Annotated in this window: 22 protein-coding genes; 18 read left to right on the top strand and 4 right to left on the bottom strand. The window is 58.6% G+C overall.

From position 1 onward, the window contains the following. Window positions 1-35 precede the first annotated feature (35 nt). Genes H035_RS20840 through H035_RS0110840 form a run of 5 tightly spaced genes read left to right on the top strand, consistent with a single transcriptional unit; the run spans window position 36 to window position 3532 of the window. A complete protein-coding gene (locus H035_RS20840) occupies window positions 36-431 on the top strand; it encodes a flagellar protein FlaG (RefSeq protein WP_084684886.1) in 396 nt (131 codons plus the stop codon). Between the two features lie 13 nt (window positions 432-444). After that, window positions 445-2481, top strand: a complete 2037-nt coding sequence (gene fliD / locus H035_RS0110855) for a flagellar filament capping protein FliD (RefSeq protein ID WP_022948999.1) — start codon at window positions 445-447, stop codon at window positions 2479-2481. Between the two features lie 22 nt (window positions 2482-2503). After that, entirely contained in the window at window positions 2504-2917 is a 414-nt protein-coding gene (gene fliS, locus H035_RS0110850) for a flagellar export chaperone FliS (RefSeq protein WP_200861545.1), read from the top strand. Further along, window positions 2914-3243 (top strand): flagellar protein FliT, encoded by a 330-nt coding sequence (locus H035_RS0110845; protein ID WP_022948997.1) that lies wholly within the window; start codon window positions 2914-2916, stop codon window positions 3241-3243. The genes fliS and H035_RS0110845 overlap by 4 nt, the downstream gene beginning before the upstream one ends. Before the next feature lie 13 nt (window positions 3244-3256). After that, on the top strand, window positions 3257-3532 hold the full coding sequence (locus H035_RS0110840; RefSeq protein ID WP_022948996.1) for a hypothetical protein: 276 nt from the start codon (window positions 3257-3259) through the stop codon (window positions 3530-3532). 3 nt (window positions 3533-3535) lie between these two features. Here the strand turns inward: H035_RS0110840 and H035_RS0110835 are convergent, their stop codons facing one another. Beyond that, window positions 3536-4411 (bottom strand): cytochrome C assembly family protein, encoded by an 876-nt coding sequence (locus tag H035_RS0110835; RefSeq protein WP_235044572.1) that lies wholly within the window; start codon window positions 4409-4411, stop codon window positions 3536-3538. Window positions 4412-4507: 96 nt separating this feature from the next. Between H035_RS0110835 and ffh the strand changes: the two genes are divergently transcribed. From ffh to H035_RS20835, 8 genes are all read left to right on the top strand, one after another. Next, entirely contained in the window at window positions 4508-5872 is a 1365-nt protein-coding gene (ffh, locus tag H035_RS0110830; protein WP_022948994.1) for a signal recognition particle protein, read from the top strand. Window positions 5873-5883: 11 nt separating this feature from the next. Then, window positions 5884-6876: a GTP 3',8-cyclase MoaA gene (gene moaA / locus H035_RS0110825; protein ID WP_022948993.1), complete on the top strand. Its 993-nt coding sequence runs from the start codon at window positions 5884-5886 to the stop codon at window positions 6874-6876. Window positions 6877-6879: 3 nt separating this feature from the next. Further along, window positions 6880-7173 (top strand): PDDEXK family nuclease, encoded by a 294-nt coding sequence (locus tag H035_RS19310; RefSeq protein WP_022948992.1) that lies wholly within the window; start codon window positions 6880-6882, stop codon window positions 7171-7173. 35 nt (window positions 7174-7208) lie between these two features. After that, a complete protein-coding gene (aceE, locus tag H035_RS0110815) occupies window positions 7209-9881 on the top strand; it encodes a pyruvate dehydrogenase (acetyl-transferring), homodimeric type (protein WP_022948991.1) in 2673 nt (890 codons plus the stop codon). 75 nt (window positions 9882-9956) lie between these two features. After that, window positions 9957-11600 (top strand): dihydrolipoyllysine-residue acetyltransferase, encoded by a 1644-nt coding sequence (gene aceF / locus H035_RS0110810; RefSeq protein WP_321162848.1) that lies wholly within the window; start codon window positions 9957-9959, stop codon window positions 11598-11600. Between the two features lie 11 nt (window positions 11601-11611). Beyond that, window positions 11612-13033: a dihydrolipoyl dehydrogenase gene (gene lpdA, locus H035_RS0110805; RefSeq protein ID WP_022948989.1), complete on the top strand. Its 1422-nt coding sequence runs from the start codon at window positions 11612-11614 to the stop codon at window positions 13031-13033. A gap of 24 nt (window positions 13034-13057) precedes the next feature. Continuing rightward, complete coding sequence (locus tag H035_RS0110800; protein WP_022948988.1) at window positions 13058-13843, top strand: alpha/beta fold hydrolase; 786 nt, start codon at window positions 13058-13060, stop codon at window positions 13841-13843. A gap of 114 nt (window positions 13844-13957) precedes the next feature. Then, on the top strand, window positions 13958-15310 hold the full coding sequence (locus tag H035_RS20835) for an OmpA family protein (RefSeq protein WP_022948987.1): 1353 nt from the start codon (window positions 13958-13960) through the stop codon (window positions 15308-15310). On the opposite strand, the gene H035_RS0110790 is transcribed toward H035_RS20835, so the two are convergent. After that, window positions 15307-16098, bottom strand: coding sequence for a nucleotidyltransferase family protein (locus tag H035_RS0110790; RefSeq protein WP_022948986.1), 792 nt, complete (start codon window positions 16096-16098; stop codon window positions 15307-15309). The two genes, H035_RS20835 and H035_RS0110790, sit on opposite strands and share 4 nt — an antisense overlap. Continuing rightward, on the bottom strand, window positions 16095-17228 hold the full coding sequence (locus tag H035_RS0110785; protein WP_022948985.1) for a GNAT family N-acetyltransferase: 1134 nt from the start codon (window positions 17226-17228) through the stop codon (window positions 16095-16097). The genes H035_RS0110790 and H035_RS0110785 overlap by 4 nt, the downstream gene beginning before the upstream one ends. A gap of 330 nt (window positions 17229-17558) precedes the next feature. Between H035_RS0110785 and H035_RS19300 the strand changes: the two genes are divergently transcribed. Genes H035_RS19300 through H035_RS0110760 form a run of 5 tightly spaced genes read left to right on the top strand, consistent with a single transcriptional unit; the run spans window position 17559 to window position 23532 of the window. Next, a complete protein-coding gene (locus H035_RS19300) occupies window positions 17559-19310 on the top strand; it encodes a fatty acyl-AMP ligase (RefSeq protein WP_022948984.1) in 1752 nt (583 codons plus the stop codon). A 12-nt stretch (window positions 19311-19322) separates the two neighbouring features. Next, on the top strand, window positions 19323-20288 hold the full coding sequence (locus H035_RS0110775) for an NAD-dependent epimerase/dehydratase family protein (RefSeq protein ID WP_026596506.1): 966 nt from the start codon (window positions 19323-19325) through the stop codon (window positions 20286-20288). A gap of 46 nt (window positions 20289-20334) precedes the next feature. Next, complete coding sequence (locus H035_RS0110770) at window positions 20335-20583, top strand: acyl carrier protein (RefSeq protein ID WP_022948982.1); 249 nt, start codon at window positions 20335-20337, stop codon at window positions 20581-20583. After that, the gene (spt, locus tag H035_RS0110765) at window positions 20580-21776 is read left to right on the top strand and encodes a serine palmitoyltransferase (RefSeq protein ID WP_022948981.1); all 1197 of its coding nucleotides are present in this window, start codon (window positions 20580-20582) and stop codon (window positions 21774-21776) included. Before H035_RS0110770 ends, spt begins: the two co-directional genes overlap by 4 nt. Before the next feature lie 16 nt (window positions 21777-21792). Continuing rightward, window positions 21793-23532, top strand: coding sequence for an ABC transporter ATP-binding protein (locus H035_RS0110760; protein ID WP_022948980.1), 1740 nt, complete (start codon window positions 21793-21795; stop codon window positions 23530-23532). Here the strand turns inward: H035_RS0110760 and H035_RS0110755 are convergent. Continuing rightward, window positions 23529-26300 carry an Hsp70 family protein gene (locus tag H035_RS0110755; RefSeq protein ID WP_022948979.1) on the bottom strand — a complete coding sequence of 924 codons (2772 nt, stop codon included), beginning with the start codon at window positions 26298-26300 and terminating at the stop codon, window positions 23529-23531. The two genes, H035_RS0110760 and H035_RS0110755, sit on opposite strands and share 4 nt — an antisense overlap. Window positions 26301-26308 lie beyond the last annotated feature (8 nt).

The following is a 26308-nucleotide window of genomic DNA, read 5'->3' as shown; positions in this document are numbered from 1 at the left end:
CCTGCATTGACCGATCACGAAGGTGAGGCAGACCCATGGATAGTGGAAAAATTTCTTCCATGGCCGATTTCTTCCGGCCGGTGAATGCTCGAGAATCCTTTTCCGGCGTCCGCGAGGGGACGGGAGAAATCTCTTCTCCCTTGAAACAGGGAAATTCCCCGAGCAATGAGATTCAACCGCAAATGGGTGCGACCGGCGAAGAGGCGGGGAAGCAAGAAGTTTCCCAAGCGGTCACATCGATCAATGATTATTTTCAGCGTGCCAATCGCAGCCTCCATTTCACCTTGAACGAGACCTTGGGTGAAATGGTGGTGGAAATCAAGGATGCGGAGACCGATGAATTGATTCGCTCGATCCCGCCCAAGGAAGTGATCGAGCTTGCCGAGCATCTCGAGGAGATGAGCGGCATGTTTGTCAAAGAGCGTGCCTGACGGAGGATAAAAAATGCCGGTATTGACATCGACGGGCTTGGGGTCCGGGCTGGATATTTCCGGGATGGTGCAGAGCCTGGTTCAGGTTGAGCGTCAGCCGGTTGCCTTCCAGCAGGACCGTCGCGAGGCGGAGCTGCAAACCAAGCTTTCTTCCTACGGCACGTTCAAAAGCGCTTTGTCCAGCTTTCGCAGTAGCCTTGCGGGGCTGCGGCAAAGCTCCGGTTTCGAGGCATTGAAGGCAACTTCCAGCGACGAGTCGATATTGACCGCATCGGCGGAAACGAATGCCGATCCCGGTGAATTCAGCCTCGAGGTCAAGCAACTGGCCGCGTCTCATAGTCTGGCGAGCGGCGGATTCGCCGATCCCGGCGAGGGGGTGGGGTCGGGGACGCTGACCATTCGTTTCGGTACCACCGATTACGATCCGGTGGGCGACACGTATAACGGTTTTACCCAAAATCCCGATCAAGGGGTCCTGACCCTGAATCTGGATGCGAGCAATAATACCCTCACCGGACTGCGCGACGCCATCAACGAGGCCGATGCCGGGGTTAACGCATCGATCGTGAACGACGGCACGGCGTATCGGTTGGTATTGAGTTCGGAGAAAACCGGCGCCGACAACAGCATTCAGATTGACGTAAGCGACGGGGACGGCAACGATACCGATGCCGCCGGCCTGTCGCGATTGGCTTTCAATGCGGCCGCCACCCATATGACCCAAACGCGCGCGGCCCAAGACGCGATAGTCGGTATCGACGGTCTGGATGTGACCAGTCCGTCCAATACCTTGGACCAGACCTTGAAGGGCATCACCCTGAATTTGGAGAAAGCGAACCCCGGCGAACACGTCCAGCTGAGCGTCCAGGAGGATACTTCGGGGATCGTGGATGCGGTGGGCGGTTTCGTTGAGAATTTCAATAAATTGATGGGGTCGGTGAAGGAGTTGACCGGTTACGATCCCGCTTCCCAAACCGGGGGTGCATTGCTGGGGGATGCGGCGATTCGGACCGGCGTCCAACAGATTCGCCGCGTCATGGGAGATGTGGTCAGCGGCTTGGAGGACTCGTCGATTCGGACACTGGCGGATTTGGGCATCCGAACTCAGGTCGACGGCACCTTGGAATTCGACCAGGGGAAACTGGAATCCGCACTGAAACAAGATCCCAAGGGGGTGGCGGCGGTATTCTCGGTAACCGGCATTCCTGCGAGCGAAAGGGTGCAATACCTGGACAGCACCGAGGCCACCGAAAGCGGCGAATATGGGGTGGAAATCACCCAAGCCGCCACGCGCGGCGTTTTGAATGGCGGGGCCGTGAGCTCCCTGAGCGTGGATGCAAACAACGATACCTTCCGCGTTCGTGTGGACGGGACGCTTTCCGGCCAAATTCAGCTGACCCAAAAGACCTACGCCTCCCACGACGAGTTGGCGACCGAAATCCAGGCCCGAATCAACGGGGACTCCGCATTGAGATCCTCGGGAGGCAAAGTAACGGTGAATTACGATTCCGCCAATAATCGCTTTGTGATCGAGTCTCAGTCCCATGGTTCCGATTCCCAAGTGGAAATCACCGAGGTGGATACCAATACCACCGCCAGTCTGGGGCTGGGCGTGGCTGTGGGAACGGCCGGGCAGGATGTCGCCGGAACCATCGGCGGCAATACCGCCGACGGCGAAGGACGGTTCCTCACTGCCGCACAAGGGGATGCCGAAGGGATGAAGTTGTTTATCGAAGGCGGTGCCAGCGGTTCCCTCGGTTCGGTCGCTTTTTCCAGGGGATTGATGGAAAAACTCGATTCCGTCCTGGGAGGCTTGCTGGAAAGCGATGGAACGATCTCCGCCCGCATGGAAGGGTTACAAAAGGGCATCGATCAAATAGGAGAGGAACGCGTCAAACTGAATGAACGGATGGCGAATCTCGAGCAGCGTCTCTTGGATCAGTTTAATGCGATGGATCTAATACTGGGGCGCTTGCAAACGACGGGCGACTTTCTCGGACAGCAATTGGCCACGCTGCCCTTCAATAATCTGTCTTCAAATTCGAAATAAAACAGGAGGGATGGAGATGAGCATGACTGCAAATTATGCGCTCGATATGTATAAGCAGGTAGGCACCCGGGTGGGGGCGGCGACGGCCAACCCTCATCAATTGATCACCATGTTGTTCGAGGGGGGCTTGGAGAGGATAGCAATCGCCAAGGGGGCGCTTCAGCGAGGGGAAATCGCCCTGAAAGGCCAGAAAGTCGGACAGGCCATCGCCGTTCTGGATGGTTTGCGCGCAAGTCTCGACGAAAAAAGCGGGGGCGAGTTGGCGCGCAATCTCGAAGAATTGTATGTCTATATGCAAAGGCGCTTGCTGGAGGCCAATCTAAAGAACGATTTGTCCGCCTTGGATGAAGTTTACGGATTGTTAGAGGGCATAAAAGATGCTTGGCAAGCCATTCCTGAAGAGCTCCGGCAAAGCGTACCGGAGGAATCCTCGTGATTGAAAACTCGGTGAGTGAGCTGTCGGGAGCCGAAGAGGTGTTGCAAGTAAACGCCTTGATGTTGCAAGCAGCCGAGTCGGGCGATTACGACGGGGTGGTGAATTTGGAAAAGCGGCGAAGAAAATTGTTGGCGTACCTCTGTTCGAATCGCCGAATTTTTTTTCGATCGGAGGAAGAATTCAAGACCTTCATAGAAAGAGTTCTCGTGGAAGACTCCGCTTTGACCGAGAACATCGAGCGAAAAAAAAATGAGGTGGCGAGTCGATTGCAACAATTGCGGGGAGGGAAAAAGGCGGTTGCGGCCTATCGGGCCGGTGCCGGTTGAAGGGAGCATACGAATGGAATTGGAAACACTCAATCTGGCCTTGGCCTTAAGTCAAAAAATGCTGGTTTATGCCCGCGAGTCTTCTTGGAATCGGGTGGGACAAATAGAGCGAAAGCGTCAGGTGCTCTATGAAAGAATGAAGCAAGGCCCGGTTGGGGGGGTGGAAAAAGCCGGTGTCGAGAAAGTGCAGGCAATCGTCAGTATCGACCGGGAGATTGTTCGTCTGAGGTGCCGTGAATACAAAAATTTCCCTGAAAGAACGTGGTTGAATTGTGCCGATCGGGCTTAAGATTTAGGTTCTTTCCAGAATAATTTCCAGCACCAGCTTGCTTCCGAAATAAGCCAGCGTGAGCATGACGAATCCTCCCAAAGTCCAGCGGATCGCGGTCCGTCCCCGCCAACCGAAGCGCCACCTCCCTGCCAGCAGTACCCCGAACACCAGCCATGAAAGGATCGACAGCACGGTTTTATGGACCAGGTGTTGGGCGAACAGATCCTGAATGAACAGGAAACCGGTGGCCAAGGATACGCTGAGAAGCAGAAAACCGATACCGATCATCTGAAAGAGCAGGCTTTCCATCGTCTGTAGGGAAGGCAAGGAACGCAGAAACCAATTGGTCCGTTTGCGATGCAGTTGCCAGTCTTGAAAGGCCAGAAGCAAGGCCTGCAGGGCGGCGATGTTGAGCAGGCTGAATGCCAGGATGGAAACCAGGATATGCGCTTCCATGCCCGGAGAAGGATCGGTTAGGGTATGCACTTCCTCCGGAAAAGTCAGTCTAAGGATCAATGTCATCGCGGCCAGCGGCAGGACGGCCACCCCCAGTTTATCCACCGGTTTGTCGATCGCCGCGAGGAGAAACAGCAGGACGATCATCAGGCTGACCAAGGTGGCGGTACTGAAAAAGCCCAGGTCGACGCCCGCGGGGGTGATCATCAAACCGATCAGCGCGGCACCGTGCAGGACGAGTCCGAGCCAAGCCAAGCCAAGCTTAAACGGTACTCGTCCCAGCCATCGGTGTGGGGGGCTGCTCGGGGCGAACTCGTTTCCTCTGGTCGAGACTTGTCCCGGGCTGCCGCCAAGCGTGCCGGGACGGCGCAACAGAAGGGCGGTGGCGACGGCGTATAAGACGATGGCGAAAATGGCGGACATGTGGGTTAAAGTCGACAAAGCTTTCCTCTGGACCTTAGTCTGGCATAATGTATGGATGACATGAAGCTTTGAACAGCCGGTATCGTTCTAGTGTATTTCAGGTGATAGTGCAAAATGTTTGACAATCTTTCCGAACGCTTGACCCAGTCTTTCAAGAAAATCCGCGGCCAGGGGCGGCTGACCGAGGATAATATCAAAGATACCTTGCGCGAGGTGCGCATGGCCCTGCTGGAGGCGGATGTCGCCTTGCCGGTGGTCAAAGCCTTTATCGAAAGGATCAAAACGCGCGCCCTGGGCCAGGAAGTTCAGTCCAGCCTGACGCCGGGGCAGGCGTTCGTCAAGATCGTCCATCAGGAGCTCATCGAGGTGATCGGTGGAGAAAGCTCCGGCCTCGATCTGGCCACCCAACCACCCGCGGTCATCCTGATGGCCGGCCTTCAGGGGGCGGGCAAGACCACGTCCGTGGCCAAGCTGGCTCGCTGGCTCAAGGAACGGCAGAAGAAAAAAGTCGCGGTCGTCAGTACCGACGTGTATCGTCCCGCCGCCATCGACCAGCTCGAGACCCTGGCCGGGGAAGTGGGAGTCGAATTCGTCCCGTCCACCTCCGATGAAGATCCGGTGACAATCGCCCAAAGAGCGGTGGACTACGCCAAAAAGCATCTGGTGGACGCGGTGCTGATCGACTCCGCCGGCCGTTTGCACATCGATCAGGCTATGATGGGGGAGATCCAAGCGATCCATGCCGCGGTTCATCCGATCGAAACCCTGTTCGTGGTGGATAGCATGACCGGTCAGGATGCGGCCAATACCGCCAAGGCTTTTCACGACGCGCTCCCTTTGACCGGGGTGGTGCTGACCAAGGCCGATGGGGATGCCCGCGGCGGGGCGGCATTGTCGATCCGTCATATCACCGGCAAACCGATTAAATTCATCGGGACCGGGGAGAAAAGCGACGCCCTGGAATTGTTTCATCCCGACCGGATTGCCTCCAGGATCTTGGGCATGGGGGACGTGCTCAGTCTTATCGAGGAGGTCGAAAGCAAGATCGACCGCGGCAAGGCGGAGAAATTCGCCAATAAAATTCAAAAGGGCAAAGGTTTCGACCTGGCGGATATGCGCGATCAGTTGATGCAGCTCAACAAAATGGGCGGAGTATCCAAGCTTCTGGACAAGCTGCCCGGCATGGGAGAGTTGCCCAAAAACGTCAAGGAGAGCGTGAACGACCGGGACATCAATCGCCAAATTGCCATCATCAACGCCATGACCCCCCACGAGCGTCGTTTTCCCGCGGTGATCAATAACTCGCGAAAACGGCGGATCGCCGGCGGCTCCGGCGTCCAGATCCAGGATGTGAACCGCTTGCTGAAGCAGTTTGGCCAGATGCAGAAGATGATGAAGAAAATGAAGAAAAAGAAAGGCTTCGGCAAAGGCGGATTCCCGGGGATGCCTGGTGGCGGGATGCCGAAAATGCCGTTTTGAAGGGGTGAATCTTGACCCAACTGATCGATCGTTTCGGCCGCCGAATCCGTTATCTGCGCATTTCCATCACCGACCGCTGCGATTTGCGTTGCCGGTATTGCATGGCCGAGGACATGACCTTTCTACCTCGGGCGCAGATTCTGACGCTGGAAGAGATCTATACCCTGGCGGAAGCCTTCGTGGCGCTGGGAGTGGAGAAAATCCGCATCACTGGCGGAGAACCCTTGGTGCGGCGCGGGGCGCTGGAATTGATCGAAAAAATCGGCCGGCTTCCTCTCAAGGAATTGGTGATGACCACCAACGGCATGCGTCTGGCCGCTAGCGCCCGGCAGTTGGCGGCGGTGGGGGTGCGCCGGATCAATATCAGTCTCGACAGCCTGAGACCCGAACGGTTTCGGCACTTGACCCGGGTGGGGGATCTGAGTCGGGTATTGACCGGGATCGAAGCCGCTCGGCAAGCGGGATTTTCCGGAATCAAGCTCAATACCGTGGTGATGAGGGGCAGCAACCACGACGAGGTGGTGGATCTGGTTCGCTTTGCCGTGGACAAGGGCTTGGATATCAGCTTCATCGAAGAGATGCCCTTGGGGGTGATCGACGGTCACGATCGGGCGGCGGTGTTTTATTCTTCCGACCAAGTGCGGGCCGATCTGATGCGCGAATTCAAGCTTTTGCCGGTGGTCGAGCATCGGCGTACCGGCGGACCGTCGCGCTATTTCAAGGTGGCCGGGACCGAATCGAGGGTGGGATTCATTTCCCCCCACAGTCATAATTTTTGCGCCGATTGCAACCGGGTTCGCCTGACCGTGGAGGGCCGGCTGCTTCTGTGCCTGGGTAACGAGCACTCGGTGGATCTGAAGCAAGTGCTGCGTCGCTATCCCGGTGAAGGGGACCGGTTGAAGGCGGCTATTATGAAAGCGATGGAGATCAAGCCGGAAAGACACTATTTCGAATTGGACGAGCAACCGATCGTTCTGCGTCATATGAATGTGACCGGAGGTTAAGCCATGCCCTTGGCCGAAGCCGAATTTAAATTTACCTATGCGGATTACCTCACTTGGTCCGACGACGAGCGTTGGGAGTTGATCGAGGGCATTCCCCATGCGATGGCGCCCGCGCCGACTAGACGTCATCAGGAAGCGGTTGTCGAGATCTGCCGGCGGCAGGGGGATTCGCTGCCTTCCGGAGAAACGTTCGGCGCGCCTGAGATCCGGGCCTTGGAGGACGTGGCGGTCAGTGAAGCGGTAACGGATTTGCATTTGGACTTGGATCGTTTGGCAAGTATTTTGGAGGTTATGTGACACACTCGAAGAGCTCCGTAGGAGAAAATCTTGATTTGAGCAGGCTGCCCGGCAGACAGCTGTTCCAGGATTCCGACCCGGAGGAAACCCGGGAATGGGTGGAAGCCCTGGAAGCGGTGATTCGAGCCCAGGGGCCGCAGCGAGCTCATTATTTGGTGGAGCGTTTGATCGACGAGGCCCGGCGTTCCGATATCAATATCCCGTTTACCGCATCCACCGCTTATATCAATACCATTCCTCCGCATTTGGAAGAACGCTGCCCGGGCGACTTGGCCATCGAGCGTCAGATCCGTTCCTATATTCGCTGGAATGCCATGGCGATGGTGGTCCAGGCGAATCGAAAATCCACCGAATACGGGGGACACATCGCGTCTTTCGCTTCCGCGGCGACCTTGTATGAGGTGGGCTTCAACCACTTTTTCCGCGCTCCGAGTGAAGATTTCGGGGGAGATTTGGTCTATTTCCAGGGGCATGTCTCACCGGGGATTTACGCCCGGGCATTCCTCGAGGGCCGGTTGACCGAGGAGCATTTGCATCAATTCCGCTCCGAAGTGGGAGGCGAAGGTCTCTCCTCCTATCCCCATCCCTGGTTGATGCCGGATTTTTGGCAATTCCCGACCGTATCCATGGGGCTGGGTCCCTTGATGGCCATCTATCAGGCGCGCTTCATGCGCTATCTGCACGATCGCAACCTGGCCAACACCGAGGGCCGCAAGGTTTGGTGTTTCTGCGGCGACGGCGAGATGGACGAGCCCGAATCCATCGGCGGATTGTCCCTGGCGGGGCGTGAACGCCTGGACAATTTGATCTTCGTGGTCAACTGCAATCTGCAACGCCTCGATGGGCCGGTGCGCGGCGACGGCAAAATCATTCAGGAGCTGGAAGGGCTTTTCCGCGGCGCCGGTTGGAACGTCATCAAGGTGATCTGGGGATCGCGTTGGGATCCGCTATTGGCCCAGGACTCCAAAGGGATATTGAAAAAACGCATGGAAGAGGCGGTGGACGGCGAATATCAGACTTATAAGGCCAAGGATGGTGCCTATGTGCGCGAACATTTCTTCGGTAAGTATCCGGAGCTTCGGGAGATGGTGGCCCACATGTCGGACGAGGAAATCTTCCGTCTCGACCGGGGGGGGCACGATCCGCGCAAGGTGTATGCCGCCTATGCCGCGGCGACGAAGCATACCGGACAGCCCACGGTGATTCTGGCCAAAACCATCAAGGGCTACGGCATGGGGGAGGCCGGCCAGGGCCGCATGGGCGCCCACCAGCAAAAGAAGCTGGAGGAAAAAATACTCCGCCAATTCCGCGATCGCTTCGATATTCCCATTCCCGACGCCAAATTGGCGGAGGCGCCTTTTTATAAGCCGCCGGAGGATAGCCCGCAGATGGAGTACCTCCACGAGCGTCGCCGTGCCCTCGGGGGCTATTTGCCCCGACGCCGGCGCCAACCCAGCAAGTCCCTGCCGAAGCCCGAGGCCAAGGCGTTCGATTTCGCTTTGCAGGGAACCGGCGATCGGGAGATGTCCACCACCATGATGTTCGTCCGCATCCTGACCGGTTTGATGCGAGATCGCCAAGTAGGCAAGCACGTGGTTCCCATCGTACCCGACGAAGCCCGGACTTTCGGCATGGAGGGATTGTTCCGCCAGTACGGGATCTATTCCCATGTGGGGCAGCTTTACGAGCCCGAGGATGCGGGACAGATCGCCTACTACCGCGAGGATCAAGAAGGTCAGGTTCTGGAGGAAGGAATCTCCGAATCCGGCTCCATGAGCGACTGGATCGCCGCGGCCACCTCATACAGCAACAACGATCTGCCGACAGTGCCGTTTTACACCTATTACTCGATGTTCGGTTACCAGCGCGTCGGGGATCTGTGCTGGGCGGCCGGGGATATGCAGGCGCGTGGGTTTTTGATGGGCGGAACCGCCGGCCGAACCACCCTGGCGGGGGAAGGCTTGCAGCACCAGGACGGTCACAATTTGCTGTTTTTCTCCGCGGTGCCCAACTGTGTGGCTTACGATCCTTGCTTCGGTTACGAGTTGGCGGTCATCATTCGCGACGGTATGCGTCGGATGATGGAAGACGGCGAGAACGTCTATTACTACTTGACCGTGATGAACGAGAATTATGCCCACCCGGCCTTGCCGGAAGGTGCGGAGGAAGGCATCTTGAACGGCATGTATCGGTTCTCGGGATCGGAGGATGCCCAGGTGCAGTTGTTCGGCAGCGGCACCATTTTGCGCGAAGTCATCGCCGCAGCCGATTTGCTGCAGGAAGATTTCGGCATTACCGCCGCCGTCTGGAGCGTTACCAGCTACTCCGAGTTGCAACGCGAAGGCGTGGGCGCAGAGCGTTGGAATTTGCGCCATCCCACCTCTAAGAAACCCCGGTTGCCGTATGTGACCGGCTGTTTGGAGCCGACTCGCGGCCCGGTGGTAGCGGCGAGCGATTATATACGTGCCCATGCCGATCAAATCCGCCAGTTCGTGCCGCGTCCTTATTACGTACTCGGGACCGACGGTTTCGGACGCAGCGACGTTCGCAAGAATTTACGGGAATTTTTCGAGGTGGATCGATATAGCGTCGCCATGACGGCGCTCAAGGCGTTGGCCGATGAAGGAAGCATGCCCATGAAGCGGGTCAAGGAGGCTATCGACAAGTACGGAATCGATCCGGACAAACCGCTCCCGTGGACGGTATAGCTCGAGGGCCAGCTACGGAAAACAATTCTGACTTTAGAACAACAGGGTGAGAGGGTGAGTGTAAAGGAAATTTGCGTGCCACCGTTGGGCGATGTGGATGCCGTGGATGTCATCGAGGTGCTGGTGAAACCGGGGGATCGGATCGAGCAGGAATCGCCCCTGATTACGCTGGAAAGCGACAAGGCCTCCATGGACGTGCCTGCGTCCGAAGCGGGGCAGATCAAGGAGGTATTGGTCAAGGTAGGGGATCAAGTGAAGGAAGGAGATCCCATCGTCCGCGTGGAGGCGGTCGAAGCCGAAGCCGAAACCGAACCCGAGGCAGCGCCCTCGGAACCCCCGGCGGAAACCACTGCCCCGGAGCAAGCCGAGGCGCCACCGCAGCCGGAATCCCAAGTTTCCGAAGCGCCGCAACCAAAGGCTGAAAAAGGCGAGATCCAAGAGATACGCGTGCCGCCCCTGGGCGATGTGGATGTCGTGGACGTCATTGAGGTGCTGGTGAAGCCGGGGGATCGGGTCGAACAGGAATCGCCTCTGATCACGCTGGAAAGCGACAAGGCCTCCATGGACGTGCCCTCGCCCGAGGCGGGGCAGGTCGAGGAAGTCATGGTGAAGGTGGGAGATCAAGTAAAGGAAGGGGATCTCATCGTTCGTCTGGCGGCGGCGGGTGCAGCGGTCGAACCCGAGGCCGCGGCCGAGGAAGCGCCCCCCGCCCAGCCGGAACCCGCCGTGCCCGCACAAGCCGAGGCCGCTCCGGAGGCGGCCGCGCCCGCCCCGGCACCGACTCCCCAGGCGCCGGCGGCGAAGAAAGCCCCGGAAGGGGTGCCGCCTTATGCCAGCCCTTCCGTACGCAAATTCGCCCGAAAGCTGGGGGTGGATTTACAACAAGTCGAGGGAAGCGGTCCCAAAGGGCGAATTCTGAAAGAAGACGTGGAGGAATTCGTCAAGTCACGCCTTCAAAAAGCGCCGGCCGAGGAGGGCATCGCGGGTATTCCGGCGGTGCCGGAGATCGACTTTTCCAAGTTCGGACCGGTGGAATCGATGCCCTTGTCGCGCTTGAAGCGCTTGACCGGCCCCCATTTGCAGCGCGCCTGGCTCAATGCGCCGCAAGTCACCCAGCATCACGAAGTGGACATCACGGAATTGGAGGAATTCCGCCAGAGTCTCAAAGGCGAGGCGGAGCGAAGAAAGGTCAAGTTGACGCCGCTGGCGTTCATGCTCAAAGCTTTGCCCAAGGTACTTAAGGAATTCCCCAACTTCAATGCTTCATTGGCCCCGGACGGGCAAAGTCTGCTTTTAAAGCAATATTGTCATATCGGTGTGGCGGTGGCGACGCCCGATGGCTTGGTGGTACCCGTCGTCCGCGATGTGGACCGGAAGGGGGTATGGGCATTGGCCGAAGAGTTGGCGGAGGTCAGCGCCCGGGCGCGGGCCGGCAAGCTGAAGCCGGACGATCTTCAGGGCGGGTGCTTCTCGGTTTCCAGCCTGGGAGGTATTGGGGGCAGTTTTTTCACCCCCATCGTCAACGTGCCGGAAGTGGCCATTCTAGGACTCTCCCGGGCGCGCATGCAGCCGGTATGGGACGGGAGTCAGTTTGCGCCCAGATTGATGTTGCCCATTTCTCTTTCCTACGACCATCGGGTCATTGACGGTGCCGAAGGCGCGCAATTCGTGGTCCGGTACGGGGAATTGTTGGGAGATTTGCGCCAGTTGGTCTTATAAGGGAGGTAAAGATGGCGATCGAAACCGAAGTTCTAGTCTTGGGCGCGGGTCCCGGCGGTTACACCGCCGCATTTCGGGCCGCCGATTTGGGCAAACGCGTGACGTTGGTGGAGCGTTATCCGGTTCTGGGGGGCGTATGTCTGAATGTGGGCTGCATCCCCTCCAAAGCTTTGTTGCATCTGGCCGAAGTGATTTATCAGGCACGGGATTGCGCGGGCAAGGGAATCAAATTCGGCGAGCCGGAAATCGATCTGGAGCAAGTGCGCCGCTGGAAGGATCGAGTGGTCAAGACGCTCAATACCGGTCTTGCGGGGTTGGCCAAGCAACGTCAAGTGCAAGTCGTGCAAGGCACGGGGCATTTCGTTTCCGATCGGAAGCTGGAAGTGGAAACCGAAGAGGGCGCCGAAACCGTCTCTTTTCAGCATGCCATCATCGCCGCGGGATCCCGCCCGGTGAAACTCCCGGGATGGCCCAACGATTCCCGGATCATGGACTCCACCGGTGCATTGGCATTGGAGGAAATCCCCGAATCCCTGCTCGTGGTCGGCGGCGGTGTCATCGGCCTGGAAATGGCGTGTTTCTACCATGCGCTGGGAGCCAAGGTCAGCGTGGTGGAACTCGCCGATCAATTGCTTCCGGGGGCGGATCCGGACCTGGTCAAGCCCCTCCATCAAACCATTTCCAAGCGCTATGAAGGCATCTGGCTGAATAGCAAGGTCACTGCCGTGGAGGCGAGCGATCAAGGATTGAAGGTTAGCTTCGAGGGTTCCGAAGCTCCCGAAAGTCAAACTTTCGATCGTATTTTAGTGGCGGTGGGCCGGCGACCCAACAGCGATTCGCTCGATTTGGAGGCGGCGGGCATTCAAGCCGACGAGCGCGGCTTCATCGAGGTCGACGATCGTCAGCGCACTTCGGTGCGGCACATTCACGCCATCGGCGATATCGTGGGTAATCCCATGTTGGCCCATAAGGCAACCCATGAAGGCAAGGTGGCGGCCGAGGTGATATGCGACCTGCCTTCGGCTTTCCAGGCATTGACCATTCCTTCGGTGGCCTACACCGATCCGGAGGTGGCTTGGATGGGCAAAAGCGAGCCGGAATTGAAAGCGGCCGGCGTGGAATACGATAAGGGTATTTTCCCTTGGGCCGCCAGCGGAAGAGCGTTGGGCATCGGGCGCCGCGAAGGATTGACCAAACTGCTGAGCGATCGCAAGACCGGCCGTATCCTGGGTGCCGGTATCGTCGGTCCTCATGCCGGTGAATTGGTTGCCGAGACGGTGCATGCCCTGGAAATGGGAGCCGATGTGGAGGATATTGCTTTGACCATTCATCCCCACCCCACCTTATCGGAGACAATCGCCTTTGCCGCCGAGATGATTGACGGATCGATCACCGACCTTTATCTTGGCAAGTCTCGAAAAGAGACCAAATAGTCATCCTGAAGCAGGAATCCCCCCGTGGAAACCGTCGATTTATATTGCAAGCGCTTCGGCGACGAGGGACCGCCGCTATTGATTTTGCACGGGCTTTTCGGCGCCGGGCGCAATTGGTATTCGCTTGCCCAGCGTTTGGCGGGGGAGTTTCAAGTGTGGGTGCCGGATTTGCGCGGTCACGGAGAATCGCCGCACGCGGCACCCTTGGATTACCCTCATATGGCGGCGGATTTGGCGGCTCTTCTGGCCAGGGAAGACGTGCAGACGGCCCACTTGCTGGGACACAGCATGGGGGGCAAGGTGGCCATGCGCTTGGCCCTGAGTCGTCCCGATTTGGTGTCCAAACTGGTGGTGGCCGATATCGCACCGGTGCAATATGCGCATAGTTTCGATCACGTCGTCGAAGCGCTCAAGGCCCTTCCTCTGGATCAGGTGACCAGTCGCCGTCAGGCCGATGAGTGGTTGGCGCCTCGAATCGAAAACCCGGTGGTGCGTCAATTTCTGCTGCAAAATTTGATTACCCACAACAGCAGTTATGACTGGCGTGTGGATTTGGATCTGCTCGCCTCCGCTCTGCCGGCACTCAGCGGTTTCCCACTCGATGCGACGATTCAGCCCTTCGCCGGGCCGACCCTATTCGTATCCGGCGGGCTCTCCGAGTACATCAAACCCGCCTACCATCAAGCCATCCGCTCCTTGTTTCCCCAGGCTCGTATTAAAACCATCGAACACGCCGGCCATTGGATCCATATAGATCAGCCGGATTGTTTTGAATCGACAGTGCGCTGCTTTTTGCGCGAAGCGGACTAGAAAAGACGGATTTAAAACCAGCACTCCCCGGCTTCCACCCGCCACGGTTTTCACCCCTAAAGCCAGTCCATCTCCGGCCGATAAATAAGCATACGACTGACCGGATGGAGCGACATGGCTCGAAAACGCATTCCCAAGGAGACCAAGTGGCGGATCAGTCGGCTTGGGTGCCTGAAAGTCGCCGGAAGGATGCAAAGCCGGCGATGGCGAAGCATCACAAATCGGCAGGATAGCCGATTTGGGCGCCTGAAGTGCGCCCGGAAGGGTGCGAACCAAGGATGGCGAAGCATCAAATGGCACTTAGGCTTGTATCTATGGGCCGCCGCGGCAACGGCCGATTTCCATCAAGTCCCTTTGGCGGAAGGGCGGTGGGATGTGTACACGGATCAACAATCTTGTCGTCTGGAACAAGCGATTCCTCATTTGGGACGGGTTCATTTCCTCCAAGAGGCGGGTCAGCCGCTACGCTTGCAGCTCGTGTTGGAAAATGAAGCCCAGGTGATCGAGGCCGGCGTTCAGGTACAGCCGGCGCCTTGGCATCACGGGGAAACACCCGGTCGGCGTCTGCCCGTGGACGGCATTGAATCGCGCGGTCGTCTGGGACAGCGTTTGTGGGTCGAGGGCATCCGCGCGGAGAGAATGCTGACGGCGCTGTTTAACGGTTCCTTTCCCGAGTTTTATTATCGCCGCCCGTGGGAGGATGAAGGCGGCTGGGAAGCCCGAGTCTCCATCTCGGCGGTACGGCTGTGGGAGGTTTACGATCGATTTCAGGCCTGTCGCCGCCGGCTGCCGTCTTTCGGAATCAGGGATTTTCGGAATCTCCATTTTTCCTTTTCTCCTTTCCAGGCATTGATATCTCGGGAGCTCCGGACAGTCTTGTCTCAGATCGCGACGCTCTTGAAGAGCCAAAGCCAAGGGCAAGTTGTGGTGTCGGATGTTCTGTCGAGCTTGGAAGACAAGCAAGGAGCGCTGTGGTTTGAAAAGCGTTTCCGGGCGGTGCGCCAGTTTTTGCGCCAGGAAGGGCTGAAACCTTCCCAGGTGGTGACCGCATCAGAGGCGCAAGCCGCGGCGGGGCCAAAAATTCCATTGAAATTGTTCGGCCCGGAATCGCTGCGTCTATATCATTACGATTCCGACCAAAAATCCTGGTCGCCCCTTCAAAGAAACCGTTTGAATTTGTTGGCGCAATATTGTCTCGAACATTTTTCCGGGGTACTGGTCATCAACGGCCACAGCGACGATGCCCGCTGGCGCAGCGAACAGGTCAACTTGAATTTGGCGCGCCAATGGGCCGAAAAAGTCCGGGATTTTCTGATTCGCCAAGGGATTTCGTCGGAGCGTTTGGAAATGCGAGTATGGGGGGGAGAAAAACCGGTGGCGAGCAATCGGAGTCGGGCAGGACGGGCCAAAAACCGGCGGGTGGAAATCGAATTCGTGCCGATACCCGTGTTGAGCGCGTCCCGTTAATCGTCTCCGACCGCAGCCCGAACCAAGTGTAAGTCGTCTTCGGTATCCACGTCGATGGCAGCATCGGGATAAGGGAGAACCACGAAATTGACTTGGATCCCCATTTTTTTCTCTATCCGCTGCGATATTGCCTGGGTGCTGAGACGGCCCAGCAAATAACGGATGAGGGCGATCATATCGAGCGCCCGAACGAGGCGCCAGGGGTGTTTGCGTTCCCGTTCCAGATTCCGCCAGAATTCGACCATGGTACGACCCTTCGGGGTCAGAAAGGCGAACAGGTTGCAGGTGCAGAAAGGTCCGTCGGTGAATTTCAGGCTGGTGCGCCGGACCCCGGGATAGCGCGCGGCGACGGTTTGATAGGGAATCAGCCCTACCGCCACATCCCCGCCCAGGGTTGCGGCCCCACGGCAAAAATCCTCGAAGACCCGGGGGTCGGGAAAAGCGAGGTCGGCAGTGGTTAGAAGCGCCGGTCGGTTTTCCGGAATGTGCGCCAAGCCGGCCAATGCGCTAAGGCTGGGGGAGGGTTGGGGGGCAATCCATTCCAGCCAAGGAAGCTCGAGTACAGAGGAAATGGAGGGTTCGGACATAATCGGTTCGCTGGGCCCGCAAAGGATGCAGCGCTGCACCGTGGGACAGTGTTCCAAGGCATCCAGAACGCGGGACAGCAGGGATTGGCCGCCGATCGGGGTCAGCGTTTTGCACGGCGCGCCCGCAGCGCGGGCCACCGGATTTTCTCCTTCCCGGTCCGCGGCCAACAGGACGGCATCGAATAGGCGGGGCGTAGTCATGGCAGGGTTTTCGCGTAAATCCGATAGCGCTTGTAACAAGCGGCGCCGAGGTTCTCTATGATTCCTCGAATCCTCGTGTTGTTTTCCAGAATCCAGGATAACTCCATTTGCCGCATGCCTTGGGCAAGTCCTGCTTGCCGCAAGGCCTCGATCAGCCGATAGGCGATGGCCGCCCCCAGAAGGTTTTGCTGCCATTTTCGCGGGATTCCCATCAGCATCACCCGCCCGGCGTCGGGGTAGGCCGTCTTCCAGCGCCACAGGAGCTTGAGCCAGTTGAATGGCAGCAAGCGCCCGTCGAGTCCGGTGAGCAACTGATTCAGGTCGGGCATGGCGGCGATCATGCCCACCGCTTCGCCGTTCATTTCGGCAATCTGGACGAAATCGTCGGGGACGATGTGGCTCAACATTTTGCCCATTTCCTGAAATTCTGCCCGGGTGAAGGGAATAAACCCCCAATTATCCCGCCAGGCGTCGTTGAACAGCGAGCGAAGCAATTCGAATTCCTCGGTCAGGCGAGGCCGGTCAAGCGGCCTGACGCGGATGGTTTCGGCGGCCTTGGCGGCGAGTTGGCTTGCGCCCTCGGGAGGAGCGGTTCGGGCCGATAGCAGGTAAGCCAAAAGGTCCTGAGCTTTGCGATAGTCGTGTTTTTCCAGTTGGTCGGCATAATAAGGTGGATTGTAAGGCATCATGATCATGGGAGGCTGCTGAAAGCCATTGACCAAGAGGCCGCATTCGTGATTGATGGAAAGATTGAAGGGGCCTTGGATCGATTCCATGCCTTCTTTTTTCAGCCAGCTTTCCGCTTGGGCCAACAGGCGGGCGAAGACTTCTTCGTCATCGACCGCCTCGAGCATCCCGAAAAAGCCTACTTTCCGATGATGTTGCTCTAGATAGAGTCGGTCGATCTGAGCGCTGATGCGGCCCACCGGACGACTGCCGCGCCAGGCGAGCCAGCCCTGCCAGTGCGCGTGGGAGAAATAGGGATTTTTGCGGGAGAGAAGCTGACGCCGTTCCAGTCGTAAAGGCGGAATCCAGTGGGGATCATTACCGTATAGCCGGTAAGGGAGACGGATAAATTCAGTCAGATGCCGGGTATGGGTGACGGGCTGGATGGAAATTTTCGCGGTCATTGCTTGGAAATGAACTGTTGTATCGTTGCCGTAAAGATACAGTTGATTGTTAATTGGCAACACGCTATGCTTAATCCCTGAGAGTCAGGGACGTGAAGCCGTACCTGGCGGCGCCAAATCTGGTGCTTGTCTCCGGATTGGCGGAAATGCTATGATGCTTTTTGCTCATAGGTTACCTTGCTTTCGCGCGAAAGCAACTAAAACAACGGAAAACAACATCCTGGGCTACCATTGCCAGGAGCCGCCAAGGATCGCGAAAGGGTGCATATGTTTTGTCCGTTGTTTGTTTTGATGCCTGCCGGATTGCTGGATTTTTAAGGGGAGAGGCTCTTGGGTGCTCAAGCTACGCCAACTGAAAACACGCTCCCGCTCAGGCGGGCCGATTTCGGCTCGCTATCGGAAGCGCTAGACTATGCCGCGCTGGGCCACACGGGTTGTAACTTTTACAACGGCCGCGGGGAATTGTTGGAAGTGCTGCCGTATGCCGATTTGCGCCTGCAGGCGCTTGATTTGGCAAAGCGGTTGGCCGGACTGAATCTGCCCCGCGAGTCCCGAGTGGCCTTGGTTGCTGAAACCACTCCTGACTTTATCCGATTTTTCTTTGCCTGTCAGTATGCCGGCTTGGTGCCGGTGCCTTTGCCCATTCCTTTGAGCCTGGGAAGTCATCAGGCGTATGTACGGCAATTGCGCGCGCTCTTGCAGAGCTGTCGTCCCCACATCGCCATGGCCCCGGAAAACTTCGTCTCCTTCCTGGAGGAAGCCGCCGAGGATCTGGATATTGACTATTTCGGATCGCCCGAGGATTTTCACGCACTGCCCTCGGCGGAGACGGAGCTTGTCCCGCTCAAACTGAATGAGTTGGCCTATTTGCAATATACCTCGGGCAGCACCCGATTCCCGCGCGGGGTGATGATCACTCAAGCGGCGGTGATGGACAATCTGGCGGGCATCGCCCAGTACGGGGTCGATCTGCGCCCGGGAGATCGTGCCGTTTCCTGGTTGCCCTTCTATCACGACATGGGTTTGGTGGGGTTGATGTTGACCCCGGTCGCTTCCCAGGTTTCCGTGGACTACCTGGGAACCCGGGAGTTCGCCATGCGCCCGCGCCAATGGTTGGCTTTGCTTTCCAAGAATAAGGCGACCATTTCTTTCGGCCCTCCGTTCGGGTACGAACTGTGTCAGCGCCGCCTGCGCCCGGGAGAGGCGGCCCAGTACGATTTGAGCGCTTGGCGCGTGGCCGGAGTCGGGGCGGAGATGATTTGCACCGGTTCCCTGCGTGAATTCGCCCAAGCATTGGCGCCGGCGGGGTTTAAGGAAACGGCTTTCCTGCCCTGTTACGGAATGGCGGAATGTTCCTTGGCGGTCACTTTCGCCCCTCTGGGACAAGGGTTGAAAGTGGATCGGGTGGATGCCGAATGCTTGGCCTCCGAAGGCCGTGCCGAACCGGCCGCTTCCGATTCCGGGCGGACCAATGAATTTGTCGATTGCGGTCATTTGCTCTCGGGATTTGAGCTTAAAATCCTCGATGCCGACGGCAAGGAAGTCTCCGATCGTCAGGTGGGAAGCGTGTATCTGCGCGGGCCCAGCGTCATGTCGGGTTATTTCCAAGATCCCGACAGTACCCAGGAAGTGTTGTCGGAGGATGGTTGGCTCAATACCGGGGATCTCGGTTACCGGGTCGGGGATCGCTTGTATCTCACCGGGCGCGCCAAGGATTTGATCATCGTCAACGGTCGCAATATCTGGCCTCAGGATCTGGAGTATTTGGCTCAACGGCAACCGGAAGTGCGTCCGGGAGACGCCTTGGCTTTCGGTGTGCCCGGTCCCGACGGCGGCGATTTGACCGTGATCGTGGTCCAGTGCCGGGAGAATGACGAGGCCAAGCGGGCCGATTTGGTCGCTCGAATCCGCTCGCAGGTGCAGTCGGAGATCGGCGTCGACACCATCGTGGAATTGGTGCCCTTGCACACCTTGCCGCGAACCTCGTCCGGCAAGCTGTCCCGCTCCAAGGCTCGGCAGAATTATATTGCAACCCACGACTTCGCCCAGCCCCAACCCAAGGGACGCCGGGCCGCGGTTTGACGCTTGGTCGGTTTGTCGTCCGCTGAGCCGCGCAATTCTTTAATCGCCCTCACCGGCGCCACCGGTTTCATTGGCGGCCGCATCGCCCGCCACTTGCTTCATTGCGGCTGGCGGGTGCGTCTATTGGTCAGGCCCGGGTCGGAATCCCGCCTTCCCGCCGATGTCAGTTCTCCTCGCGACTCAGAATCGGTCGAGCTGTGTACCGGTTCGATGGCGGATTCGAGCGCCTTGGAACATCTCCTGGAAGGCGCCGAAGGTGTCGTCCATTGCGCCGGCCTGGTGCGAGGCCTCACCCAAGCCGATTTCGATGCGGTCAACGTTGCCGGAACCGAAACCCTGGCGCGTATGGCGGCGGCCCAGGTCAAGCCGCCGCGTTTTGTCCTGATCTCTTCCCTGGCCGCCCGTGAGCCGGATTTATCTCCCTATGCTTTAAGCAAGCACCGAGCTGAAAAAGCCGTCGCCCAATTTGGAGATGCCTTACCGTGGCTGGCATTGAGACCGCCGGCGGTATACGGACCCGGCGATCGCGAACTGTTGCCGCTGCTTGTGGCGATGACGAAGGGCGTGGCGCCTATTTTGGGGGCTTCCACGGCGCGCTTTTCCCTGCTCTTCGTGGATGATCTGGCGCGGGCGGTGGCGCAAGCGATCAGGGGAGGTGAGCGAGGGATTTTCGAATTGCACGATGGCAAAGAGCAAGGTTACGACTGGGAAGAAGTGATCGCCGTGGCCGAAGCGTTTCGCGGCGGTGCCGCCTTGCGTGTGCCAGTTCCGGAATGGCTGCTTCGGATGCTGGCTCGTTTGGCGGCTGGCGGCGCTCGCCTGTCGGGCCGTCCCCCCATGTTGAGCCCGGCGAAGGTGAACGAGCTGCGCCATCCGGATTGGGTGTGCGACAATAGCGCCATCTGCCGGGTGCTGGATTGGCACCCGGAAATTCAATTTGCGACCGGCTTGCGTCTGACCTTGGCCGGTCAGATTTAAGGCGTGCCGGAATAGTAATGAATCCCCTTCAATTTTGATAAATGAAATGATGAGTTATCAAGATATTTTGGCTGAATTGATCGCCACCATTCGAGCTCTGGCCCCCGGAGCCGATGAGGTGGACGAACATACCGAACTGGTGGGTAACCTGGGACTCGACTCCATGAAAGTGATGAATTTGCTGCAGGAAATCGAGGACCGGTTCGATGTGTCCATTCCCTTGAATGTGCTTCCCGATGTGCGCACCGTCGGCGATTTGGCCGACAAGATTCAACAGCTGCTCCAAGACCAATGACCTTGCTGGATAAGTTCAAACCGCTGCAGGAAGCGAGAGATCGGCTCAAGGCTTTGGGCGCCGATCCGTTCAACGTGACCGTAGAAAAAATCCTGTCGCCCACCGAAGCGATCGTCAACGGTCGCCGAGCGATTTTGGCGGGGACCAACAATTATCTGGGCCTGACTTTTCATCCGGACTGCATCGCCGCGGCCGAAAAAGCGGTGCGCGAAGAAGGATGCGGGACCACCGGCTCGCGCATGGCCAACGGCAATTACGCCGATCACCAGGCCTTGGAGCGGGAATTTGCCGAATTCTACGGCCTTCCCCATGGCGTGGTGTTTTCCACCGGTTACTTGGCGAATCTGGCCTTGCTTTCGACCCTGCCCGGTCCGGATGACGTGATCCTGCTGGATGCCGATTGCCACGCCAGCATCTATGACGGCTGCCGGATGAGCCAGGCCGAAGTGCTCCGTTTCCGCCACAACGACGCGGACGACTTGGACAAGCGCCTGCGTCGCCTTAAGGAACGGGCCTCCCGAACCTTGATCGTGGTGGAAGGGATCTACAGCATGCTCGGCGATATGGCGCCGCTGAAAGAGATCGTCGAACTCAAACGGAAATACGGTGCCTACCTGATGGTGGACGAAGCCCATTCCCTGGGGGTTCTGGGGGCGCAGGGACGCGGTTTGGTGGAATCCGAAGGCGTGCTCGACGGAGCGGATTTCATTGTCGGAACGTTCAGCAAGAGCCTGGGGGCGATCGGCGGGTATTGCGTCAGTCCTCACCCGGAACTGGACATTCTCCGCTATGCGGCGCGGCCTTATATTTTCACCGCTTCTTCCTCGCCTTCCTTGATCGCCTCCACCCGGGTGGCCTTGCGGCTGCTGCGGGAAGGCTCGGATCTCCGCGACCGGCTTTGGCGCAATGCCCGTCGTTTCCGGGAAGGACTCAAGTCGTTGGGATGCCGCTTGGGGCCGCAACTGAGTCCGGTCATTCCGATCATGCTGGGAGAATCCCGCGAGCAAGCGCTGCTTGTTTGGCATGAGTTGCTCGAACGCGGCGCTTATGTCAATTTGGTGATGCCGCCCGCAACCCCCGATGAGCACTGTCTCCTCCGTTGCAGTATGAGTGCCGCCCACGAGGAAGAGCAGATCGATCGTTTGCTTGCGATTTTCAGGGAAGTTTTTACCGCACACGGACTGGCCGCGTGAAGCTAAAGCAGCCGGCATGCGCCTTTTGATCCAGTTCATACAAGCTTATCCCTGGCAAAGTGCCGTCGTTCTGGTGGCGTTGATTCTGGCCGGCTTGGTCGAAGGGGCCAGCATGACCGCCCTGCTGCCGGTATTGACCTCGGCGGTGGAACAATCGGGGCAGGGCGGAGAAATCGTTTTGACCGGCAAGCAGGGCGGGAGCGGCTATTTGCTGCAGGCCCTGCGTTGGTTGGGGATGACGCCCACCTTGGGGGTATTGATCGTGGTGCTGCTTACGGGTACGGTGCTCCGGAGCGGCTTCGTTCTATTCGCCAATAAATACGTCGGTTATACCATTGCCCGGGTGGCTACCGATTTACGTCTGAGCCTGCTCAAAGCGCTACTGACCGCCCAGTGGACCTTCTATCTCCGCCAACCGGTGGGGACGCTTGCCAACGCCATGTCCAGCGAGCCGGATCGAGCCTCCAAGGCTTATTTTTTCGGCACTTCCATGTTGGCGGCGATTATTCAAATGTTGGCTTATATCGGAGTGGCGGCGAGCATCTCCTGGCGGGCGACTTTGGCTTATATCGCCGGCGCGGCGGTGGTGATCTCGGTGCTGCATTATTTTGTGCGCATGGCGCGCAAGGCCGGCAAACGTCAAACCCGCGTGTTGAAAGCATTGCTCGGTCAATTGACCGATTGCTTGCAGTCGGTCAAGCCGCTCAAGGCGATGGGGCGGGAGGATTTGGCCGATCGGGTGATCGCGGCGGAGACCAATCGCTTGAACAAAGCCTTGGAGCGGGAAGTGCTCAGCAAGGAGGCACTGAAAGCGGTGCAAGGGCCGGCCTTCATCATTTTGGTGGCGGCGGGATTCTACCTGGGTTTGGTGCATTGGCACATGCCGGCGACGGAAGTCATGGTTTTGTTGTTGCTGCTGAGCCGGGTCATGAGCGGGATGGGCAAGGTGCAGCGGATGTTGCAGAATATGGCCACTTGCGAAAGCGCTTATTGGTCCCTTCGCCAAACCATCGATGAAGCCCGGCGCCATGTGGAGCCGGTGGGCGGTAATCTGGTTCCGACCTTGACCCAAGCGATCGAATTGGAGCACGTCGCGTTTGCCTACGGAACCCAGCCGGTATTCGAGGATCTTTCTCTGCATATTCCGGCCGGTAAATTGACCGCCTTGATCGGTTTTTCCGGGGCCGGCAAAAGCACCGTGATCGATCTGATCATCGGCCTTTTACATCCTCGGCAGGGCCGGATTCTGCTGGACGGTGTGGAAATCGGCGAGGTCGATTTGCGCGCGTGGCGGCGGATGATCGGTTATGTGCCCCAGGACAATCTCCTGCTTCACGATAGCATTTTCTACAATATCACTTTCGGCGACCCCGACTTGACCGAACGGCACGTCCGATGGGCCCTGCAGGCCGCCGGCGCCTGGGAGTTCGTCGCCGATTTTCCCGAGGGCATGCATACGATCGTGGGGGAGCGGGGCGCGCGTCTTTCCGGCGGCCAAAGGCAGCGAATCATGATTGCCCGGGCCCTGGCCCACCGCCCCAGCCTGCTGATTCTGGACGAGGCCACCAGCGCCTTGGACCCGGACAACCAGCGCGCCATTTGTCGCACCTTGGCGGGACTCAAGGAAAAAGTGACGATTCTGGCGGTGTCGCATCAACCCACGATGGTGGAGATCGCCGACGAAGTCTATCAGCTGGGGAATGGGGTTGCCCGCCCGGTGACGGAACCACAAGCGGTAATTGCGGCTTTGTCTTAGGCAATCAGCTTCAGTCCCGGCGGCAAGGCTTCTCCGAACAGGCGTTTTTCGTCTTCCTCGGAAAGCCTTACCACTTCCTGGACCATCCTGATCCAGGAAACCGGCGCCTTGGCCTGTTGGAGCGTTTGAACCACCGCCACCCGCATGTCGGCGTGAATATCCCGCGCCCGATCGCCGCTCCTTCGCGCCAGGAGCGCGGCGGCGAATCCCAGCGCCGGTTTTTGCTTGAAATCCAGGGTCAACAGGGTTTGCAGCCAATGTTCGGCCACGCCGGCGGGCACCGTATGGTGGGTGCTGCCGTAAAAGGGGTCTCGGCTGCCCAACCGGCCCAGCGCCCAAGCGAGGATTTCTTCCGGCTCCTTGGGGTTTTGGAGGCGGGTCAAAAACCATTCCCCCAGCTGAATTTTCTCATCCACCGGCAGATGTTCCAGGACCGCCGCCAAGCGGATCATGTTTTCGTTGCTGCGCAGCTTCAAGTTTTTCTGCGTGCCCTTTTGACGGAGCTTGGCGGGGTCCAGGTAACCGGTCAGGTCATGGAAAATGGCATTCTGATTCGCCGGATCCAAACCGCCGGCGATTCGGCGCCAAAAGGTCCACCACTCGGCCCAATTTTGGATCACATTGACGAATTGCAGTCCTTGCCGATAAATGGGCCAGACTTGTTCGATGCGCCATTCATCCAGGGGATAGCCGAACCCCGGCCGCAGGCAGAAACCGGTCAGGCTGAACCAGGTGCGCTCGTGTTCCGGGCTGCGGCGGCGGAATTTGATCCCTTCCAGCAAGGTATCGGCGAGCGCCCTTAGCAGTGGAACATCCCAACGGTGGCGCGGGCCGAGGCGCTTTTCCAATTCTCCGCGCAGGGTTTTGACCAGCTTGGGGGAGACGTCTTTGGATTTTTTCCCGAATACGGCCCGAATCAAGTTCCGAGCTTCCTCCAAATGAGGATGGGAAACATCCTGAACCTGTGCCTGGCGGCTCGGACGGCGAAGCTCGAAAGCCAGTCGCCAGCGACGACCGGGGTCGTCCAGGGCCACGCACTCCAATTCCAAGGTGCCGATCTCGGTCAGTCTAGCGGCCAGTCGCACTTGGACTTCACCCTTGTCCTCCGCCGACAGGGCCATCGCCAAAGGAGGCAGCAGGGTAAACCTTTCATTGTCCAAAGGCACCTTGTCGCCAGGAGTATATGGGGTGTCTTCGGTGGAGGAAACCAGGTGAAAGCGAACCGGTTGTCCCAGCCGCAGGGCGAAGACGCGGTCCTTCAAGAGGATTTCCTGTTCTTCCTCGGTGCCTCGGGGGAGGAGGCACATGCCTTGCGATTCTCCTGCTTCGCTCTCCACCACCAGAAAATAACTGCGTGCCGACCCGCCTCCGATTTTGGTTTGAAAGCCACGGCGGGCCATGGCATAAGCTACCGCGCCCGATGCCACGGCAAATTCCGGATGGGGATTGTCCAGCGTCGTGACGGGCCGAGGACGCCAACTTTCCAACACTTGCAACAGCCGATCGGTGATTACCGGGCTCAAGAAAACACCGCCGTTGAGCAAGACCGTATCTGGTACCGGCGCGCTTTCCGGGTCTCCCAGGGCTTCTTGGGCCACTTGCGCGTGAGATTTGAGAAATGCGGCGATGTGGCGGGTGACGGCCGGATCGGCTTCATAGGGGAGACCGAACTCCACCAATCCGCTGCGCTTGCCTTGCGGATGTTTGGCCAGGGGGGTGGGGCAGAAGAAGCCTTCCAGAACCACTTCATGGACTTCGTCCCGGTCGAGGGTGACCGAGCGGGCCCCGCCGATGAGTTTGGCGCCGCTGCCCAGCACGGTTACCGTGGCTTGGTCCGGGCTCGGGTCGGCCAGCAGGCGCTCCTTGGCGATGCGGCATTGTTCGATCAATTGAGAAAATTCGCCGGTGGAAAGTTTGTGCCCCTGATCAAGCAGGCGTTCTTCGACCAAATGGGCCAGCATGAGATCGATGTTATCCCCGCCCAAAAGCAGGTGATCCCCGACCCCGACGCGGGTCAGTCGGGGCGAATGGCCGTTCGCCCCTCCTTGGATCCGGATCAAAGTTAAATCGGTGGTGCCTCCGCCCAAATCCGCCACCAACAGCAGACGGGAATCGGCGAGGGGGCTCAAGTCGTCGCGATGGCGGTAGAGCCAGTCGTAACAGACCGCCTGGGGTTCCTCCAGCAGGCGCGGACGGGAAATCCCGGCGATTTTTGTCGCTTCCACGGTCAAGGCCCGGGCCGCCTCGTCGAAGGAGGCCGGAATGGTGACCACCACCTCCTGTCGCTCCAGGGGGTGCTCTGGAAATCGCACATTCCACGCGCCGCGCACATGGGCGAGATAACTGGCGCAGGCGATCAGTGGGGAAACCCGGCTTACCTCTTGGGGCGAGCCCCACGGCAAGATGTCGGCGGTGCGGTCCACGTTGGGGTTGCAAAGCCAGCTCTTGGCGCTGGTGACCAAACGGCCTTGCGACTTGGCGCCCAATTGCCGGGCCAATTCACCGATCACGGGGCCGGGGACCGGATCGCCGATATCTGGCGGCATCCAGGGGAGGTTAAGGGATGCCGGGGCCAGCTCGCCCTCGGTCGGATGGTAGCGTACCGAAGGCAACAAAGAGCGGTCGGCGATCTCTCCGGGAGCGATCAGTTGGGGGACGGCAAACCGCTCGATCGATGCTTCTCTTCCTTGGCTCAGGTCGGCGTAGGCCACCACCGTATGGGTGGTGCCCAGATCGATGCCGACCAGATAGCGTGTTGATTGACTCACCCGAGAAG

The organism is Methylohalobius crimeensis 10Ki (genome assembly GCF_000421465.1).
In the GTDB taxonomy this organism is placed as follows: Bacteria; Pseudomonadota; Gammaproteobacteria; order Methylococcales; family Methylothermaceae; genus Methylohalobius; species Methylohalobius crimeensis.
This window is presented reverse-complemented; position numbering and strand designations above follow the sequence as displayed.

Excerpts from the sequence above, each read along its gene's own strand:
- H035_RS20840 (WP_084684886.1), top strand. The coding sequence starts at position 36 with ATGGATAGTGGAAAAATTTCTTCCATGGCCGATTTCTTCCGGCCGGTG.
- fliD (WP_022948999.1), top strand. The coding sequence starts at position 445 with ATGCCGGTATTGACATCGACGGGCTTGGGGTCCGGGCTGGATATTTCC.
- fliS (WP_200861545.1), top strand. The coding sequence starts at position 2,504 with ATGACTGCAAATTATGCGCTCGATATGTATAAGCAGGTAGGCACCCGG.
- H035_RS0110840 (WP_022948996.1), top strand. The coding sequence starts at position 3,257 with ATGGAATTGGAAACACTCAATCTGGCCTTGGCCTTAAGTCAAAAAATG.
- ffh (WP_022948994.1), top strand. The coding sequence starts at position 4,508 with ATGTTTGACAATCTTTCCGAACGCTTGACCCAGTCTTTCAAGAAAATC.
- H035_RS19310 (WP_022948992.1), top strand. The coding sequence starts at position 6,880 with ATGCCCTTGGCCGAAGCCGAATTTAAATTTACCTATGCGGATTACCTC.
- lpdA (WP_022948989.1), top strand. The coding sequence starts at position 11,612 with ATGGCGATCGAAACCGAAGTTCTAGTCTTGGGCGCGGGTCCCGGCGGT.
- H035_RS20835 (WP_022948987.1), top strand. The coding sequence starts at position 13,958 with ATGGCTCGAAAACGCATTCCCAAGGAGACCAAGTGGCGGATCAGTCGG.
- H035_RS0110790 (WP_022948986.1), bottom strand. The coding sequence starts at position 16,098 with ATGACTACGCCCCGCCTATTCGATGCCGTCCTGTTGGCCGCGGACCGG.
- H035_RS0110785 (WP_022948985.1), bottom strand. The coding sequence starts at position 17,228 with ATGACCGCGAAAATTTCCATCCAGCCCGTCACCCATACCCGGCATCTG.
- H035_RS0110770 (WP_022948982.1), top strand. The coding sequence starts at position 20,335 with ATGATGAGTTATCAAGATATTTTGGCTGAATTGATCGCCACCATTCGA.
- spt (WP_022948981.1), top strand. The coding sequence starts at position 20,580 with ATGACCTTGCTGGATAAGTTCAAACCGCTGCAGGAAGCGAGAGATCGG.
- H035_RS0110760 (WP_022948980.1), top strand. The coding sequence starts at position 21,793 with ATGCGCCTTTTGATCCAGTTCATACAAGCTTATCCCTGGCAAAGTGCC.